Here is a 17,267-nt window from a genome sequence, read left to right as displayed (position 1 = left end):
TCCCGATAACGCGGTGTTGACGAGGCCGCTTGCGCCGACGGGGTAAAGTGTGTCCCGGAACACGTCGGGGGACGTCGCCATGCTAAACCGCAGGACCATGCTCGCCGCGCTTGTTGCGACGACAGCATCCGCAACGCGCGCGCTTGCCGATGGCGGCATGAGCCGGATCCCGGCCTACGCCTTCTCCTTCCCGGCATTGTCCGGCGACGACATCCGCCTTGCCGCGTTCATCGGTAAACCTCTGCTGGTGGTGAATACCGCATCGCTCTGCGGCTACACTCCGCAATACGCAGGCCTGCAAGAGCTCTGGAGCGAGTTTCGCGAACGCGGGCTCACCGTCATCGGCGTGCCCTCCAACGATTTCGGCGGCCAGGAGCCTGGCGGCACCAGCGAGATCACCGAGACCGCACACCATCAATACGGCGTTACCTTCCCGATCGCGGCCAAGGCGGTCGTGACCGGAGCCAAGGCGCATCCGTTCTACAAATGGGCGGCAGAGGCGCGCCCCCGGGACGTTCCGCGCTGGAACTTCCATAAATACCTGATCGGCCGTGACGGCTACATTGCCGAGGTCTATCCGTCCGCCGTCGAGCCGACCGATACGCGGATCAAGACAGCCATCGCCAAAGCGCTGGCCGACAGCTGACGCAGCGCGGCCCAATCCGGTTGGGCACAATTGTGGCGGGGCGCCAAACAGCCGTTGCAATGGCGAGGGCCCACCATCTAGGCTAGGATCGTTTGGGGCAGGATGGTTTTGCCGGAGGCGAAAAACTTCGGCGGAACAACGGGATCAATCTCGAGGACAACACCATGCGTGTGGCGGCAAAACTGATTTTGGCAAGCGCTATGTCTCTGGGCATGGCAGGCGCGGCATGGTCGCAGACCCCAGCCGCAAAGCCCGCCGCCGCGACGCAGGCCGCACCGGCCGCAGCACCTGCTGCTGCTCCCGCGCCAGCTGCCGCCGCGCCAGCCGGCTTCATCAATCCGCCCCCGCCGCAACAGGCGCCGCAGCCCGCCCGCGCGGCCTGCAACACGCCCGGCGCGCTCGGGGTCGCCCGCACCGTCGAGATCGACACCACAGGCGGTCCGGGCTTCGGCTTCGAGCACTTCAAGGAGCTCGACTTCCTGCGCGACAAGGAGGTCGTGCTCACCTTCGACGACGGCCCCTGGCCGAAGAACACCCCCGCCGTGCTGAAGGCGCTCGCCGACGAATGCACCACCGGCATCTTCTTCTCGATCGGCAAGCACGCGACCTATGAGCCGGAGATCCTCAAGCAGGTCTACGCGGCCGGCCACACCGTGGGCACCCACACCTGGTCGCACGCCAATCTCAACAACAAGAAGCTTACCGAGGCGCAGCGCAAGGAAGAGATCGAGAAGGGCCTTTCCGCGGTGAAGTGGGCGCTCGGCGGCATCTCGCCCTCTCCGTTCTTCCGCTTCCCGGCGCTCCAGCATCCGCCGGAGATGGTCACCTATCTCGGCAACCGCAACACGGCGATCTTCTCCTGCGACATCGATTCCTTCGATTTCAAGGCGTCCAAGCCCGAGAAGGTGATCGAGACCGTGATGAAGAAGCTCGACAACAAGGGCAAGGGCATCATCCTGATGCACGACTTCCAGAAGCACACCGCCGAAGCCCTGCCGGAGTTGCTCAAGCGGCTGAAGGCCAGCGGCTACAAGGTCGTGGCGATGCGTGCCAAGTTCCCGGCCTCGACGCTGCCCGAATATGACCAGGAGCTGATGAAGGACATCAAGCTGCCGACGGTGAGCAGCCGGCCGGTGAATTCCGTGGTGACGACGGTTTCGGAATAGTCGGCAATTGTCTTTCCGTATCGAAGGCTACGTCATCATCTCCGCGGACGGCATGCTCGCGGACCCGATGCATGTCATGCCGGACAGCCTCAAGTTCGAAGGCGACAAGCTGTTCTTCGAACAGGCGCTCGATCGCGCCGCGCTGGTCGTGCACGGCGGCCATTCCCATGAGGGACAGCAGAACTCGCCGAAGCGCAAACGGCTGATCCTGACCCGCAAGATCAAGGCGCTGACCGTCGATCCGGAAATGCCGAACGCGACGCTGTGGAATCCGGACCATGCGAGCTTCGAGGAGGCTTGCGCCTTCGCCGACGTCGCCTCCGGCATGGTCGCGATCATCGGCGGCCCCGTCGTGTTCGACATGTTCATGGACCGCTACGACACGTTCTGGCTGTCGGAGGCCCCGCACCTGCGCCTGCCCGGCGGCGAAGGCTGCTTTGTCGGCGTACCGGAGCGGACACCGCATGAGGTGCTGGCCTCACACGGGATGAAGCCGGGGACGCCGTATCTGCTCGACGCGGCGCATGACGTCACCGTCACACCGTGGCGCAGGACGTAGCGACTACACGTCCCCGTAGGCCGTCTCGGCCGAGCGCGTGGCACGGCCGTAACCCATGATCATGAACAGCGCGCCGATGATCGAGAGATTCTTGAGCGCATCGACCAGCACCTTGGCGTTGTCGGGCGGCACCTGGTTCCAGAAATCGTAAAACAGCACGGTCGAGACCGCGACATAGATGATCATCAGCAACGCGAAGAAGCGCGCCCCGAAATTCAGCGCGATCATCAGGCCGGCGATGATCTCCAAGCCGCCGATCGCGATCGCCAGCAGTTGCGGCGTGGTCATCCCGGTCGCCGTCTCGATCTGCTTCGCGTAAGGCGCGATTGCGTCAGGCACCACGACCTTGGTGGAGATGAAATCGACCGTCGCCTGCATGGCGAAGAATCTTGCCGCTCCCGTGTAGATGAACAGCACGGCGAACAGGATCCGCCCGAAAGTCACGAACGCTGGCATGATCGGCCTCTTGGCAAAGCGCTAAAGCAGGAACGCGCTGGCGGAGTATGGAGAGTCCGGTTGCGGTTTTCAAACGGGGAAATGGAAAACTGCAAGTTATTCAAAAGTGGCGGGCCTTACTTCCCCTCTCCCACAAGGGGAGAAGGGGTCGCACCACTCGCTGCGCTCCAGCTCGCCCTTACGTAAACAACGTCGGTTGCTGCCGCGAGGCCCGCTCTTGCGCTTCCACCACCGCGACCGCGGTCATGTTGAGGATGCCGCGCGCCGTCACCGAGGGGGTGAGGATGTGGGCCGGGCGCGCCGGGCCGATCAGGATCGGGCCGACGGGCAGCGCGTCCGCCAGCGACTTGATCATCTGATAGGCGACGTTGGCGGTGTCCAGCGTCGGCATGATCATGATGTTGGCCTCGCCCTCCAGCTTGGAGTGCGGCAGCACCATCTTTCGCGCAGCGACGGAGAGCGCGGTGTCGCCCTGCATCTCGCCGTCGGCCTCGATCTCCGGATGCTTTTCCTTCAACAGCTGGGTCGCCCGGCGCATCTTGCGCGAGGAATCGGTGTCGTAGCTACCGAAATCGGAATGCGAGACGAAGGCGATCTTGGGTTTGAGCGCGAAGCGCTGGACATGGACCGCGGCGAGCGAGGCGATCTCGGCGAGCTCTTCCGCACTCGGATTGGGGCGCACTTGCGTGTCGGCAATGAAGAAGGCGCCCTTGCTGGTGATCAGCAGCGCCAGCGCGGCATAGTCGCTCACGCCAGCCTGGAAGCCGACGATCTCGCGGACATGACGCAGATGATGCATGTAGCGGCCCTCGACGCCGCAGAGCATGGCATCCGCCTCCCCGCGCATCACCGCGAGCGCCGCGATCACCGTGTTGTTGGTGCGCACCACCGTCCGTGCCGCATCCGGCGTGACGCCGCGGCGGCCGGCGACTTCGACGTAGGACTGCACGTAGGAGCGATAGCGCGGATCGTCCTCGGGATTGATGAGGTCAAAATCCTTGCCCGCCTTGATCAACAGGCCGAAGCGATTGATGCGCGCCTCCACCACGGACGGACGGCCGACCAGGATCGGCCGCGCCAGATTCTCCTCCAGCACCACTTGGGTGGCGCGCAGCACGCGCTCGTCCTCGCCTTCGGCATAGATCACGCGCACCGGCTGGGTCTTGGCCTTCGCGAACATCGGCTTCATGACGAGGCCGGAACGGAAGGCGAAGCGCTCCAGAAGCGCAGTGTATTCGTCGAAATTGGTGATAGGGCGCGTCGCCACGCCCGATTCCATCGCCGCCTTGGCGACGGCTGGCGAGATACGCAGGATCAACCGTGGATCAAAGGGACTCGGAATCAGCGAGCCCGGGCCAAAGCCTTGCGTCTCGCCGGTGTCAAAGCCCTGCGCCACCGCATCGGACGGCGCCTCGCGCGCGAGCTGCGCGATGGCCTCGACCGCGGCGTGCTTCATCTCCTCGTTGATCGCGGTGGCGCCGACGTCGAGCGCGCCGCGGAAGATAAAGGGAAAGCAGAGGACGTTGTTGACCTGGTTCGGATAGTCGGAGCGCCCGGTGCAGATCATGGCGTCAGGGCGGGCTTTGCGCGCCTCCTCCGGCATGATCTCCGGCGTCGGATTGGCGAGCGCCATGATCAGCGGCTTGTCGCCCATCGCCTTGGCCATCTCGGGCTTCAGCACGCCCGGTGCCGAAAGCCCGATGAAGATGTCCGCGCCACCGATCACGTCGGCGAGCGTCCGCTTGTCGGTCTTCTGCGCATAGACCGCCTTCCAGCGGTCCATCGTGGTGTTGCGACCCTCGTGCACGAGGCCGTCTATGTCGCAGACCCAGATGTTCTTGCGCTGCGCGCCCATCGACACCAGGAGATTGAGCGTCGCGATCGCTGCGGCCCCTGCCCCGGACGCCACGATCTTGACGTCGGACAGCTTCTTGCCGTTCAGCCGGAGGCCATTGGTGATGGCGGCGGCGACGATGATGGCGGTGCCGTGCTGGTCGTCATGGAAGACCGGGATCTTCATGCGCTCCTTCAGCTGCGCCTCGATCTCGAAACATTCGGGACCCCGGATGTCCTCCAGATTGATGCCGCCGAAGGTCGGCTCGAGCGCTGCCACGGTCTCGACCACGCGCTCGATGGTGTCGGCGGCGATCTCGATGTCGAACACGTCGATGCCGGCGAACTTCTTGAACAGGACCGCCTTGCCCTCCATCACGGGCTTTGAGGCCAGCGGGCCGATATTGCCGAGACCGAGCACCGCGGTGCCGTTCGAGACCACGGCGACCAGATTGGCGCGGATCGTCAAGGTCGCTGCTTCGGCCGGGTTCTTCGCGATCTCCAGACAGGCAGCAGCTACGCCCGGAGAATAGGCAAGCGCGAGGTCGCGCTGGTTGGCGAGCGGCTTGGTCGCCTGGATCTCGAGCTTTCCGGGGCGCGGCAGACGGTGATAGGCCAGCGCTGCCTGGTGAAGATCATCGGAATAGGACGACATGCGGTGTCTCGCCTCGCGTTACCGGCCTCAAAATGCCTCATCCGGAGCGGCCGTCCAAGCGGGCGGAATTTCCGGGTCGTGGAAACGGGATGAAGCACGGCCGGCGCCCCGGTGGCAATATCCGATTGCGGCCCCATCAACAGGGCGGGTAGTCAAATATCTGATAGCGCTAGCTTTCCCTGGACCGCACGACGTTTCCCGAATATGGCAGGTTGCGCAGTGCAAAACGAGCAACTGGAGCTGGGGAATGAAGCGTATCCTGATCGGCCTGATCGTAGCAGCCGTGCTCGCCGCGGGCGGATGGTTCGGCTTCAATCTCTACGTCCAGCATCGCGCCACTGCCGAGGTCGAGGCGGCCTTCGAGCAGATGCGCAAGCAGGGCGGTAAGGCGAGCCATGGCAAAGTGGCGTTCGATTTGCCCACACGCACCCTGACGATCGAGGACATCGCGGTCGAGCCGGGCAAGGAGACGCAAGCGCAGATCAGGATCGCCGCCATCAAGGGCACGGGCGTCCGCCAGATCGACGAGACAAGGTTCTCGGCCGACGACATCGATATCACCGGAGTCGAGGTTATGCTTGACCAGATCGGCGCGGCCAAGTTGAAGCTCGCGTACAAGATCCCGCAACTGGTCGTGCGCGACTATGCCGGTCCTATTCACGCAGGTCAGGTGCCGGCGGACGGCTCGCTGGTCGACATGTACCGCTACGTGCTCGGCCAATATGCGAGCGTCGTCGCATCGTCGCTCACGGCCCCGACCCTCACGATGAGCTTCGATTCCGGCGCCGCCGCCGGCAGCGGTGAGGTCAGGTATTCCGGACTAGCGATTCAGAACCTGAAGCACGGCAAGGTCGATGCGATGAAGGCGGACCGCGCCGCAATCTCGGTCGACGTGAAGCAGCCCGGCAAGCCGGACAAGCTGACGGGCGAGATGTCGAACATCATCGTCAACGATTTCGACGCGACTGCGATCCTCGCCATGTTCGACCCGCAGACGGCCAGTGACGACAGCTACCGCCGGATTTACCGGCAGGTCTCGGCAGGCCCCTATGCGCTCAAATCGGCGCAGGGAATGCGCGTCGATATCGACGGTGTCGTCATGGAGGACATCGCCGTGCAGCCGTCGAAATTCCGGCTGGCCGACATGTTTGCCGCGCTGCCGCAGGACCAGTCGGCACCACCGACGCCGGCGCAGGCGCGCGAGCTGCTGGAGAAGCTCGCCGGATTCTACGAGGGTTTGCGCATCGGTAAGGCTGAAATCGGCAAGATGTCGGTCGGCACGCCGCAAGGAACGGCCACGGTCAATGCCATCCGATATCGCGACGGCGAGCTCGCGGTCGAAGGCGTCGACACGCCGTCTCCGCAGGGACAGTTCAAGATGGAGCGCTTCGCGCTGAAGTCCTTCAGTCTGCCGAACCTGATGCGTTGGGCAGCAGGCCTCACCACGCCCGGGCGGGCGCCCTCGCCGGATCAGATGCTCGGGCTGTTCGGCGTGCTCGCGGGCGCGGAGATCAAGGGCGTGACCGCGCCGTTCAAGAGCACCAGGAAGCTGGTTACGATCGACACGCTGAGCCTGGATTGGGGGCAGCTGGTCGGCTCGATCCCGAGCAAGGCGCATGCGGTTGCCAAATTTGTCACGCCGACCGATCCATCCGACCCAAAACAGATTCCATTGATTGCCAGCGGGATCGACAAGCTCGCGATCGACCTTGACCTCGGCGCGGCGTGGACGGAGTCATCCAACAGCTTCGCTCTGACGCCCGCGACCCTCGACATTGGAGGGATCGCAAGAGCGCAACTGCGCATCGCGCTCGGCAACGTACCACGCGAGGTGTTTTCGGCCGATCCGGCCCAGCTCATGGGCCAGGCGGCCCGGATCGAGGCGGGCACGCTCGAATTCTCATTGCGCGACAGCGGCCTCATCGATCTGGTCGTGGCGCAGTTCTCGCGCATGCAGAATGTGAGCCGCGAAGTCGCACGTCAGGCGCTGGTCGAGAGCATCAGGGCCAAACGCGAGCAGATTGCTTCAGCCAATCCGGATGCGCAGACGGCCGTGGACGCGGTCGTCCGCTTCGTCGAGACGCCGGGGCAGACGCTTTCCATCAAGCTCTCCCCGCGCGCCAAGGCGCCGCTGATGCAATTGATGCAGCTCTTGCAAGCCGACCCGCAGAGCGCGCTGGCGCAGTTCAGGATCGAGACGTCGACGGGGCTGTAGGCGAGAGAGGCGATCTCGTGTCCCGGACGCGCTGCAGCGTGTAACGCTGCTGCGCAGCGCCGGGACCCAGAAGCTTGCTGTGCGACGGAGCGTGGGCCCCGGCTCTGCAGCGCACCGCTGAAGAGCGCTGCGCTGCGTCCGGGGCACGAGACCGAAGATCGGCTCGCCTCACTTCTGCGGCAAGTTCACTTTCACATGCAGCTCGCGGAGCTGCTTGGTGCTGGCCTCCGACGGTGCGCCCATCAAGAGGTCCATGGCCTGCTGGTTCATCGGGAACAGCGAGATCTCGCGGAGATTGTTGGTCCCGCACAAGAGCATCACGATGCGGTCGACGCCCGCGGCCATGCCGCCATGCGGCGGCGCGCCGTACTGGAAGGCGCGGTACATGCCGCCGAAGCGATCGACCACTTCCTGCTCGCCGTAACCTGCGATCTCGAACGCCTTCACCATCGCTTCTGGCACGTGGTTGCGGATGCCGCCAGAGGCGATCTCAAACCCGTTGCAAGTGATGTCGTACTGGAACGCCTTGATGGTCAGCGGGTCCTGCGATTTCAGCGTTTCCAAGCCACCCTGCGGCATCGAGAACGGGTTGTGCGAGAAGTCGACCTTCTTGTCGTCCTCGTTGTACTCGTACATCGGGAAGTCGACGATCCAGGCGAGCTCGAACCGCTCCTTGTCGGTGAGGTTCAATTCCTCGCCGACCTTGTTGCGCGCCAAACCTGAGAACTTCCAGAACTTGTCGGGATCGCCGGCGACGAAGAAAGCGGCATCGCCTTCCTTGGTGCCGATCTGCGCGCGGATTGCTGCCGTGCGCTCCGGCCCGATGTTGTTCGCAAGCGGACCAGCGCCCTCGCCGCCCTCGCGCCACATGATATAGCCGAGGCCGGGCTGGCCCTCGCCTTGCGCCCACGAGTTCATGCGGTCGCAGAAGGCGCGGCTGCCGCCGCCCGGGGCCGGGATCGCCCAGACCTGGTTCTTGGGATCTTCGAGCATGCGCGCAAAGACCTTGAAGCCGGAGCCGCGGAAATGCTCCGAGACGTCCTGCATCTCGATCGGATTGCGCAAATCCGGCTTGTCGCTGCCATATTTGCGCAGCGCCTCGGCGAACGGGATGCGGCGCCAGTTCTTGCTCACCGGCTTGCCCTTGGCAAACTCCTCGAACACGCCGGTGATGACGGGCTCCATCGCCGCGAACACGTCTTCCTGCGTGACAAAGCTCATCTCGACGTCGAGCTGATAGAACTCGCCCGGCAGACGGTCGGCACGCGGGTCCTCGTCGCGGAAGCAGGGCGCGATCTGGAAATAGCGGTCGAAGCCCGACATCATCAGCAGTTGCTTGTACTGCTGCGGCGCCTGCGGCAAAGCGTAGAATTTTCCCGGATGGATGCGCGACGGCACCAGGAAGTCGCGCGCGCCTTCCGGCGAGGACGCGGTCAGGATCGGGGTGTTGAACTCGAAGAAGCCCTGCCCCTCCATGCGCCGCCGCATCGACTTGATGATGTCGACGCGCGTCATGATGTTCTGGTGCAGTTTTTCGCGGCGCAGGTCCAGGAAGCGATACTTGAGCCTGATGTCCTCAGGATATTCCTGGTCGCCGAACACCGGCAGCGGTAGGTCGCCGGCCGGACCCAGCACCTCGATCTCGGTGACATAGATCTCGATCTTGCCGGTCGGCAGATCGTTATTGTCGGTGCCTTCGGGGCGGCGGCGGACCTTGCCGTCCATCTTGACCACGAATTCCGAGCGCAGCTTTTCGGCCTGCGCGAACGCCGGCGAGTCCGGGTCGACCACGCACTGGGTCAGGCCGTAATGGTCGCGCAAATCGATGAACAGCACGCCGCCATGGTCGCGCACGCGATGGACCCAGCCCGAGAGGCGAACTGTCTCGCCGATGTTGCTCTCGCGGAGATCGCCGCATTTATGTGACCGGTAGCGATGCATGGTCGTCCCAAATTCAATGTCGGAGGGGTCGAATCGGACGGCCTGTAACGGCCCGTCCGAAGTTGCGGCAGGGTTTACCCGACGAGGCCCGAAGCGGCAACCAAGGGAATGGCCTGTTTTGGGCCCGAACCGCCCATTTTCGACCTCCCGCGACCGGGGCCTTTGCCATCAGGCGTTCCAACCCTATCTTGAGGCCATGACAGTCCATTTCCCCTTCCAGAACTCCTATTCGGCGCTGCCGGACAGCTTCTTTGCGCGGGTCGCGCCAACCCCGGTGGCGGCCCCCCGGCTGATCAAGCTGAACCGGCCGCTGGCACGCCAGCTCGGGCTCGATCCCGACATGCTGGAAACCCCTGAGGGCGCCGAGATCCTCGCCGGCAAGACGGTTCCCGCCGGGGCCGATCCCATTGCCATGGCCTATGCCGGTCACCAGTTCGGGAATTTCGTGCCCCAGCTCGGCGACGGCCGCGCCATCCTGCTCGGCGAGGTCATCGACAGAGGCGGCCTCCGCCGCGACATCCAGCTCAAGGGCTCCGGCCCCACCCCGTTCTCCCGCCGCGGCGACGGCCGCGCCGCACTGGGTCCTGTGCTGCGCGAATACATCGTCAGCGAAGCGATGTTCGCGCTGGGCATTCCGACCACGCGCTCGCTCGCCGCCGTCGTCACCGGCGAGCACGTCATCCGCGAAACCGCGCTGCCCGGCGCGGTGCTGACGCGCGTCGCTTCGAGCCACATCCGCGTCGGCACCTTCCAGTTCTTTGCCGTCCGCCGCGACACCGACGCGATCCGCCGGCTCGCCGACCACGTCATCGCCCGCCATTACCCGGACCTGCTTCACGCGGAGCGGCCCTATCACGGCCTGCTCGCCGCGGTCGTCGCGCGCCAGGCAAACCTCGTCGCGCGCTGGCTGCTGGTCGGCTTCATCCATGGCGTCATGAACACCGACAACAGCTCCATCTCCGGCGAGACCATCGACTACGGCCCCTGCGCCTTCATGGACGCCTATAATCCTTCGCAGGTATTTTCCTCGATCGACGAGATGGGCCGCTACGCCTATGCCAACCAGCCGCGCATCGCGCTGTGGAATCTGACGCGGCTGGCCGAATGCCTGCTACCTCTGTTCTCCGACGACCAGGAGAAAGCGGTCGCGGAAGCCCACGACATCCTCGGCGCGTTCGCCGAAACGTTCAGCGACGCTTATCAGGCGGGCCTGCGCCAGAAGATCGGCCTGTTCACGACGCGCGAGGGCGACGAGCCGCTGATCCAGGACCTGCTGGATGCCATGGCCAAGAACCAGGCCGACTTCACCCTCACTTTCCGCAAGCTTGGTGACGCCGCCGGCGATCCGGCCGCCGACGATGCGCGCGCCCAGTTCATGGATCCGGCGGCCTTCGACGAGTGGGCCAAACGCTGGCACGAGCGCACAGCCCTGGAGCCGCAGAGCGCAGCCGAACGGCAAGCCGCCATGCACGCCGTCAATCCAATGTTCATCCCGCGCAACCACCGCGTCGAAGCCGTGATCCAGGCCGCGGTGAACGATGACGACTACGCACCGTTCGAGGAGCTGGTGAAGGTCCTGGCAAAGCCGTTCGAGGATCAGCCGGACTACGCCGCCTACGCCGATCCGCCGCTGCCGGATCAGCGCGTGCTGCAGACATTCTGCGGGACGTAGCAACAATCTCGGTGCGTAGGTGGATTAGCCGAAGGCGTAATCCACCACTTCTCCTTCGACGCGGAAAATAAAGAGGTGGATTACGCTTCGCTAATCCACCCTGCCTACGCCGCCTTCGATCCAGCCACCCATCGCCGGGCCGCCCACGGTTCGCGCTTCTGATTTTCCGATGATCGCATCATGCCCCTGTTTTGCCCGACGTGTCAACTCGTGGTGAAAGACGCGTAAGTCATTGTTACGACAACCGTCGGCTACTGTGCATGGGGTTGTTTTCGAGATTTTTGTGCGGCATGCGGCTCAACGCCCTCGCTTCCTGTGGAATTCGGACCCCCGGGAACCGCTGTCATCAAACTGAAACACTCGCACTCTAACGGCCTGTCCAGGGCCGTCTTGCCGGAGGCGCCCACCCTCCAACGATCCTGACAAGCGCCATGCCCTTCAAGTTCATCCACATCACCGACACGCATCTCGCGAATCCCGGGCTGAAGCTTTATGGCCTCGATCCGCGCGCCCGGCTGGATGCGGCGGTTGCCGACATCAACAAGCACCAGTCCGATGCTGCTTTCGCCGTGGTGACCGGCGACCTCACCCATTGGGGCGAGCCTGAATCCTACGCCAATTTCGCCGACGCAATGGCCGCGCTGAAGATCCCGTACATCGCCATGGTCGGCAATCACGACAAGCGCGTGGTTTGTCTCGACGGCCTGAAGGCTGCGCCGCGCGATCCCAACGGCTTCGTGCAGGGCACCCGCACCACCGAGCACGGCCTGTTCGTGTTCCTGGACACGCTGGACGAGACCAGCCACGCCGGCGAGATGTGCGGCAAGCGCCTCGGCTGGCTCGCGACGACGCTTGCGGCCGCGCCCGCCGACATGCCGTTCGTGTTCTTCATGCACCATCCGCCCTTCCCGGTCGGCGTCCACGCGATGGACGAAATCTCGCTGGCACAGAGCGCGGAGTTCGCCGAGGTGATCGCGCCCTATCGTTCGCGCATCCGCCACCTCTTCTTCGGCCATGTGCACCGGCCGATCTTCGGCAGCTACGGCAAGATCCCGTTCTCGACCCTGCGCGGCACCAACCACCAGGTCTGGTTCGAGCTCGATGCGACCGTCACCGACCATCTGGCGAGCCACGAGCCGCCGGCCTATGGCGTCGTGCTGATCGACGGCGAAAACCTGGTCGTGCACAGCCACGATTTCCTCGACACCAGTCTGCGCTTCCCCTTCGAGCCACCGGCGGGAATGGACGGCCGCGACTATGCGCTCAAGTTTCCGGCGCGGTGAGATGAGCCTCGCTGAACCCGCGGCTCTCCCGGTCGCGGCATCGGCGGCACCGCGTCTGCACGTCCTGAAGCGGTTTTCTGATCGCTTCAAAGCCTCGCTGCCTGCCTATCTCTTGCTGCTGCCGTCGCTGGTCTTCCTCGCGCTGTTCACCTATGGCGCGATGGGCCGCGTGTTCGTCGACGCGCTCTATCAGCGCGCCACGCCGAAGGCGCCGGTCCGCTTCGTCGGCCTCGACAACATCAGCGCGGTGCTCGCCGACCCCGCCTTCACCGGCGCGGTCTTCAACAACCTCGTCTATGCCGTCGGGACGGCGATCCCGAGCATCGGCTTGGCTCTGCTGTTCGCGCTCGCGCTGGCGCGCACCAGTGCGATCAGCAGCGCGCTGCGTGCCGCGCTGTTCCTGCCGGTACTGATCCCGATGGTCGCGGCGTCCGCGCTGTTCCTGTTCATCTTCCTGCCGAACGTCGGACTGCTCGACTATTACATCGGCCGTTTCCTGCCGGTGCTGCCGAACTGGCTCGGCGATTCCGACATCGCGCTCTATGCCATCATGGTCATCACCATCTGGAAGAACGCCGGCTATTACATGCTGTTCTTCCTTGCCGGCCTCCAGGCCGTGCCCGAGGATGTGATGGAGGCAGCCCATCTCGACGGAGCAGGTCCGTTCATGCGTTTCCGCCACATCATCCTGCCGGAGCTCAAGCCCACCTTCCTGTTCGTCATCGTGATCGCCACGCTCAACGCGGTGACGCAGGTTGACCACGTCTTCGTCATGACCAAGGGCGGGCCATCCAACGCGACCAACCTCGTGCTGTTCTACATCTACCAGCAGGCCGTCGAGCATTACGACATCGGCAAGGCTTCGGCGGCAACGCTGCTGACGCTCGCCGCACTGATGGGTCTCACCGCGCTCTCCTTCCGAACGATGGCGAACCGGGAGGGCGGGCCATGAAGCTGATCGACTGGCTGCTCAAGGACGCCCCGCTCGCGACCCGCCGCGAGATCACGCCAAAGCTCGGCTTTTTACTGACCGTGCTGCTCGCGGTCGTCTGGCTCATCCCGTTCTTGTGGATGGGCGTTGCGACGCTGCGCCCGGCCTCCGACGGCATCAATCTCATGGCCGAGCTGATGCCGAGCCTGAAGCCGACGCTCGACAATGTCAGGGACGCCTGGGAGATCGGCGATTTCCCGCGCTACACCCTCAACACCACCATCATATGTACCGGAATCCTGCTGGTGCAGTTCGTCACGATCACGCTGGCAGGCTTTGCCTTCGCGCGGCTCGACTTCGCCGGGAAGTCGCTGATCTTCTATCTGTTCCTGATGCAGCTGATGCTGGTGCCGGTGCTCTTGATCGTGCCGAACCTGAAGCTCGTGGCACAGCTCGGCCTCTATGACACGCTCACCGGCGTGATGATGCCGTTCTTCGCCTCGGCCTTCGGCACCTTCCTGATGCGCCAGGCGTTCGAAGCGATTCCGACCGAGCTTGAGGACGCAGCGCTGATCGACGGCGCCAGCCTGTTCCAGCGCATCCGCCACATCTACATCCCGCTGTCGATGCCGAGCTTTTCGGCGTTCGCCATCATCTCCGTCACCAGCCACTGGAACGACTTCCTGTGGCCGCTGATGGTGATCAATTCACCGGACAAACGGCCGCTCACGGTGGGACTGTCCGTCTTCACCGCCACGGCGGAAGGCACGCAGGCATGGGGCACCATCGCCGCCGGCACATTGATGGTGATCGCGCCGCTGCTCATCACCTTCCTGATCTTCCAGAAACGCTTCATCAGTTCTTTCGTCACCTCAGGCATCAAATAGGAGATTTGTCGATGCTGTTTACCCGCAGGCTCATGCTCGGCCTCGCCATGGCAGGCACTTTCGCCAGCGCCCTCGCCGTCCCGGCGATGGCCGAAGGCCCGACCGAGATCGATCTGTTCTTCCCCGTCCCCGTCGACGGCAAGCTCGCCCGCGACATGGGCACCTTGATCAAGGAGTTCAACGAAGGACATCCCGCGATCAAGGCGACCGCCGTCTACACCGGCTCCTACGACGACACGCTGATCAAGACGCGCGCGTCGATCAAGGCCGGCAAGCCGCCGGCCGCCGTGATCATGTCGGCGAACTTCCTCCTGGACATGCAGATCGAGAACGAGCTTACCAATCTCGACGGCCTGATCGCAGCCGACGGCACCACCAAAGAAAAGTTTTTGGGCCAGTTCTTCCCGGCGCTTCAGGGCAACGCGGTGATCGATCGCTCGGTCTACGGCGTGCCGTTCCACAATTCGACGCCGCTGCTCTACATCAACGCCGACAAGGCCAAGGAAGCCGGCCTCGATCCCAGCAAGCCGCCGCAGACCTGGGCTGAATTGACCGACTGGGCCAAGAAGCTCACCAAGCGCGAGGGCGACAAGGTGACCCAATGGGGCATCGCGATCCCCTGCGCCTACGACTATTGCGGCTGGATGATGGAAACGCTCACCATGACCAATGGCGGGCGCTACTACAACGAGGAGTTCGGCGGCGAGGTCTATTACGATACGCCCTCGATGCTGGGCGCGCTGACCTGGTGGAACGACCTCGTCTATAAGCATAAGGTCCACGCCCCCGGCGCAACGCCTGGTCCTGCCGTCAGCACCTCCTTCATCTCCGGCAACGCCGCAATGATGATGCTGTCGACGGGCTCGCTGACCTATGTGCGCGACAACGCCAAGTTCAACTACAAGGTCGCCTTCATCCCGCGCAACGTCCGCAACGCCGTGCCGATCGGCGGCGCCTCGCTGATCATTCCGGCCGGCTTAGAGGCGGACAAGCAGAAGGCTGCCTGGACGCTGATCAAGTGGATGACCTCGCCGGAGAAGAGCGCCTGGTGGAGCCGCGCCACCGGCTATTTCGCGCCCAACATGGCGGCGTACAAGACGCCCGACATGGTCGATTTCCTCAACAAGAACCCGGACGCCAAGACCGCCGTCGAACAGCTCGACGTCGCCAAGCCCTGGTTTGCGACCTACAAGACCGTTCCGGTCCGCAAGAACCTCGAGGACGAAGTGATGCTGGTCCTGAATGGCAAGAAGCAGCCGAAGGAAGCCCTCGTCGCCGCCCAGAAAGCCGCCGACGAGACGCTGAAGCCGTATAATGCGGAGACGTCGCTGAAGCTGCCGTAAGCCCGGCTCCAACGGCAAACGAACATCGGCGCTCCGTCATGCGGGGCGCCGAATTCGTTTCGATGGCCCCTGCCCGTTAACCCCGCGTCCACCATCCGGCCTGCCCCGCCGCCGGTAACCACGAGAATTAACAGACCCTCAACGCACCCCAGACAAGTTTAGCAATGTTTCTGAGGGATTTTGCCGTGGATCTGTTGGTTTTCGAGTTCCTGGGATTGGCTCTGGTCGCCATGTGCGTGCTCGTGGTGGCGCTGCCCTGCGCCCGCAAATCCTCGCAGCGGGTCCGCTACGAATAGGCATTTCGTCGGAAAGAGGTGATTCCAGCCCGATGCAAGGCTCGAATTCGCTTAGAGCCCCTTGACATCACAGTGCTTTCGGCAGAACGGCTGATGGACTTGTCATGGGCCGTTCATGGATTTGATTACCACCACCGCTGACCTCGCGGCTGCCTGCAGCCGGCTGGCCAAGCACCCCGTCATTACTGTCGATACCGAGTTCCTGCGCGAAACCACCTATTACCCGCTGTTGTGCGTGGTGCAGATGGCCAGCGCCGAGGAAGCGGTCGTCATCGACACCCTGGCCGAGGGGATCGACCTCAAGCCGTTCTTCGAGCTGATGGGCAACGAGAGCGTGCTGAAGGTTTTTCACGCCGCCCGCCAGGACATCGAGATCATCTGGCACCAGGCCAACATCATTCCGCATCCGGTGTTCGACACCCAGGTCGCGGCCATGGTGCTCGGCTATGGCGACAGCATTGCCTACGACGCGCTCGTCGAGAAGGTCGCCGGCCACCGCCCGGACAAAACCCACCGCTTTACCGACTGGTCGCGCCGGCCGCTGAGCAAGGAGCAGATGCATTACGCGGAGTCCGACGTCACGCATTTGCGCGACGTGTTCGCCGCGCTCGATGCCGATTTGAAGAAGCGCCGCCGCAGCGAGTGGGTCTCCATCGAGATGGAGGTCCTGACGTCGCCCAAGACCTACGACTTCCACCCCGAGCGCGCCTGGGAACGGCTGAAGACACGGGTGCGCAAGCCGAAGGACCTCGCAGTCCTGATGGAGGTCGCCGCCTGGCGGGAGCAGGAAGCCCAGAGCCGCGACGTGCCGCGCGGCCGCGTGCTGCGCGACGAAGCCATCAGCGATATCGCGACCCACGCACCGAATACGCTGGAGAAGCTCGCAAACTTGCGCTCTGTGCCGAAGGGTTTTGAGAAGTCGAAGTGGGGCGCGGATATCGTTGCCGCGGTCACGCGCGGGCTGGCCCGGGACCCAGCGACGCTGCCGAAGCTGGAAAAGCCGCGCAACAATAACAATGGCGCCGCCATCGTCGAGCTGTTGAAGGTGCTGCTGCGCATGACCGCGGAGCGCCATGCCGTCGCCAGCAAGGTGATCGCGACGGTCGACGACCTCGAGGAGATCGCAGCCAATGACGAGGCCGACGTTCCCGCTTTGCGCGGCTGGCGCCGCGAGCTGTTCGGCGATGCCGCGTTGAAGCTCAAGCGCGGCGAGCTGGCACTTGCGGTCGAGAAAGGCCGCGTGATCGGGGTTCAGCGGGCGGAGCAAGCCGCGATACCAACAACCACACCGTCATCCTGAGGCGCGAGGCGTGCGATGCGAAGCATCGCACGAGGAGCCTCGAAGGATGCACGGCCCCGCTGCTGCAGTCGGGCCGCCGCCCTT

13 protein-coding genes are annotated in these 17,267 nt (G+C 64.1%); 10 read left to right on the top strand and 3 right to left on the bottom strand.

What is annotated here, in order from left to right:
- Window positions 1-79: 79 nt before the first annotated feature.
- The 3 genes from IVB29_RS16535 to IVB29_RS16525 all read left to right on the top strand — a co-directional run bounded on the left by IVB29_RS16535 (window position 80) and on the right by IVB29_RS16525 (window position 2,371).
- A complete protein-coding gene (locus IVB29_RS16535) occupies window positions 80-646 on the top strand; it encodes a glutathione peroxidase (protein WP_247504436.1) in 567 nt (188 codons plus the stop codon).
- Window positions 647-810: 164 nt separating this feature from the next.
- The gene (locus IVB29_RS16530) at window positions 811-1,812 is read left to right on the top strand and encodes a polysaccharide deacetylase family protein (protein WP_247504435.1); all 1,002 of its coding nucleotides are present in this window, start codon (window positions 811-813) and stop codon (window positions 1,810-1,812) included.
- A 7-nt stretch (window positions 1,813-1,819) separates the two neighbouring features.
- Window positions 1,820-2,371 carry a dihydrofolate reductase gene (locus tag IVB29_RS16525; RefSeq protein WP_247504434.1) on the top strand — a complete coding sequence of 184 codons (552 nt, stop codon included), beginning with the start codon at window positions 1,820-1,822 and terminating at the stop codon, window positions 2,369-2,371.
- A 3-nt stretch (window positions 2,372-2,374) separates the two neighbouring features.
- Here IVB29_RS16525 and IVB29_RS16520 read toward each other — a convergent pair whose 3' ends face one another.
- Window positions 2,375-2,827, bottom strand: coding sequence for a DoxX family membrane protein (locus tag IVB29_RS16520; RefSeq protein ID WP_247504433.1), 453 nt, complete (start codon window positions 2,825-2,827; stop codon window positions 2,375-2,377).
- A 178-nt stretch (window positions 2,828-3,005) separates the two neighbouring features.
- Complete coding sequence (locus IVB29_RS16515) at window positions 3,006-5,315, bottom strand: NADP-dependent malic enzyme (protein WP_247504432.1); 2,310 nt, start codon at window positions 5,313-5,315, stop codon at window positions 3,006-3,008.
- A gap of 247 nt (window positions 5,316-5,562) precedes the next feature.
- Here IVB29_RS16515 and IVB29_RS16510 point away from each other — a divergent pair, with 247 nt between their 5' ends.
- The gene (locus IVB29_RS16510) at window positions 5,563-7,530 is read left to right on the top strand and encodes a hypothetical protein (protein ID WP_247504431.1); all 1,968 of its coding nucleotides are present in this window, start codon (window positions 5,563-5,565) and stop codon (window positions 7,528-7,530) included.
- Between the two features lie 168 nt (window positions 7,531-7,698).
- On the opposite strand, the gene aspS is transcribed toward IVB29_RS16510, so the two are convergent.
- Entirely contained in the window at window positions 7,699-9,471 is a 1,773-nt protein-coding gene (gene aspS / locus IVB29_RS16505) for an aspartate--tRNA ligase (RefSeq protein WP_247504430.1), read from the bottom strand.
- Window positions 9,472-9,667: 196 nt separating this feature from the next.
- Between aspS and IVB29_RS16500 the strand changes: the two genes are divergently transcribed.
- From IVB29_RS16500 to rnd, 6 genes are all read left to right on the top strand, one after another.
- Window positions 9,668-11,143 carry a protein adenylyltransferase SelO gene (locus tag IVB29_RS16500; protein ID WP_247504429.1) on the top strand — a complete coding sequence of 492 codons (1,476 nt, stop codon included), beginning with the start codon at window positions 9,668-9,670 and terminating at the stop codon, window positions 11,141-11,143.
- A gap of 431 nt (window positions 11,144-11,574) precedes the next feature.
- A complete protein-coding gene (locus IVB29_RS16495; protein ID WP_247504428.1) occupies window positions 11,575-12,426 on the top strand; it encodes a phosphodiesterase in 852 nt (283 codons plus the stop codon).
- A 1-nt stretch (window position 12,427) separates the two neighbouring features.
- A complete protein-coding gene (locus IVB29_RS16490; protein WP_247504427.1) occupies window positions 12,428-13,378 on the top strand; it encodes a sugar ABC transporter permease in 951 nt (316 codons plus the stop codon).
- Window positions 13,375-14,244, top strand: coding sequence for a carbohydrate ABC transporter permease (locus tag IVB29_RS16485; RefSeq protein ID WP_247504426.1), 870 nt, complete (start codon window positions 13,375-13,377; stop codon window positions 14,242-14,244). The genes IVB29_RS16490 and IVB29_RS16485 overlap by 4 nt, the downstream gene beginning before the upstream one ends.
- A gap of 11 nt (window positions 14,245-14,255) precedes the next feature.
- Window positions 14,256-15,587 (top strand): ABC transporter substrate-binding protein, encoded by a 1,332-nt coding sequence (locus IVB29_RS16480; RefSeq protein WP_247504425.1) that lies wholly within the window; start codon window positions 14,256-14,258, stop codon window positions 15,585-15,587.
- A 411-nt stretch (window positions 15,588-15,998) separates the two neighbouring features.
- Window positions 15,999-17,183, top strand: coding sequence for a ribonuclease D (rnd, locus tag IVB29_RS16475; protein ID WP_247504424.1), 1,185 nt, complete (start codon window positions 15,999-16,001; stop codon window positions 17,181-17,183).
- Window positions 17,184-17,267: the final 84 nt, after the last annotated feature.

Source organism: Bradyrhizobium sp. 1 (assembly GCF_023073315.1).
Lineage (GTDB): Bacteria > Pseudomonadota > Alphaproteobacteria > Rhizobiales > Xanthobacteraceae > Bradyrhizobium.
The sequence above is the reverse complement of the archived record's forward strand: the minus strand, read 5'-3'. Positions and strand labels throughout refer to the sequence as shown.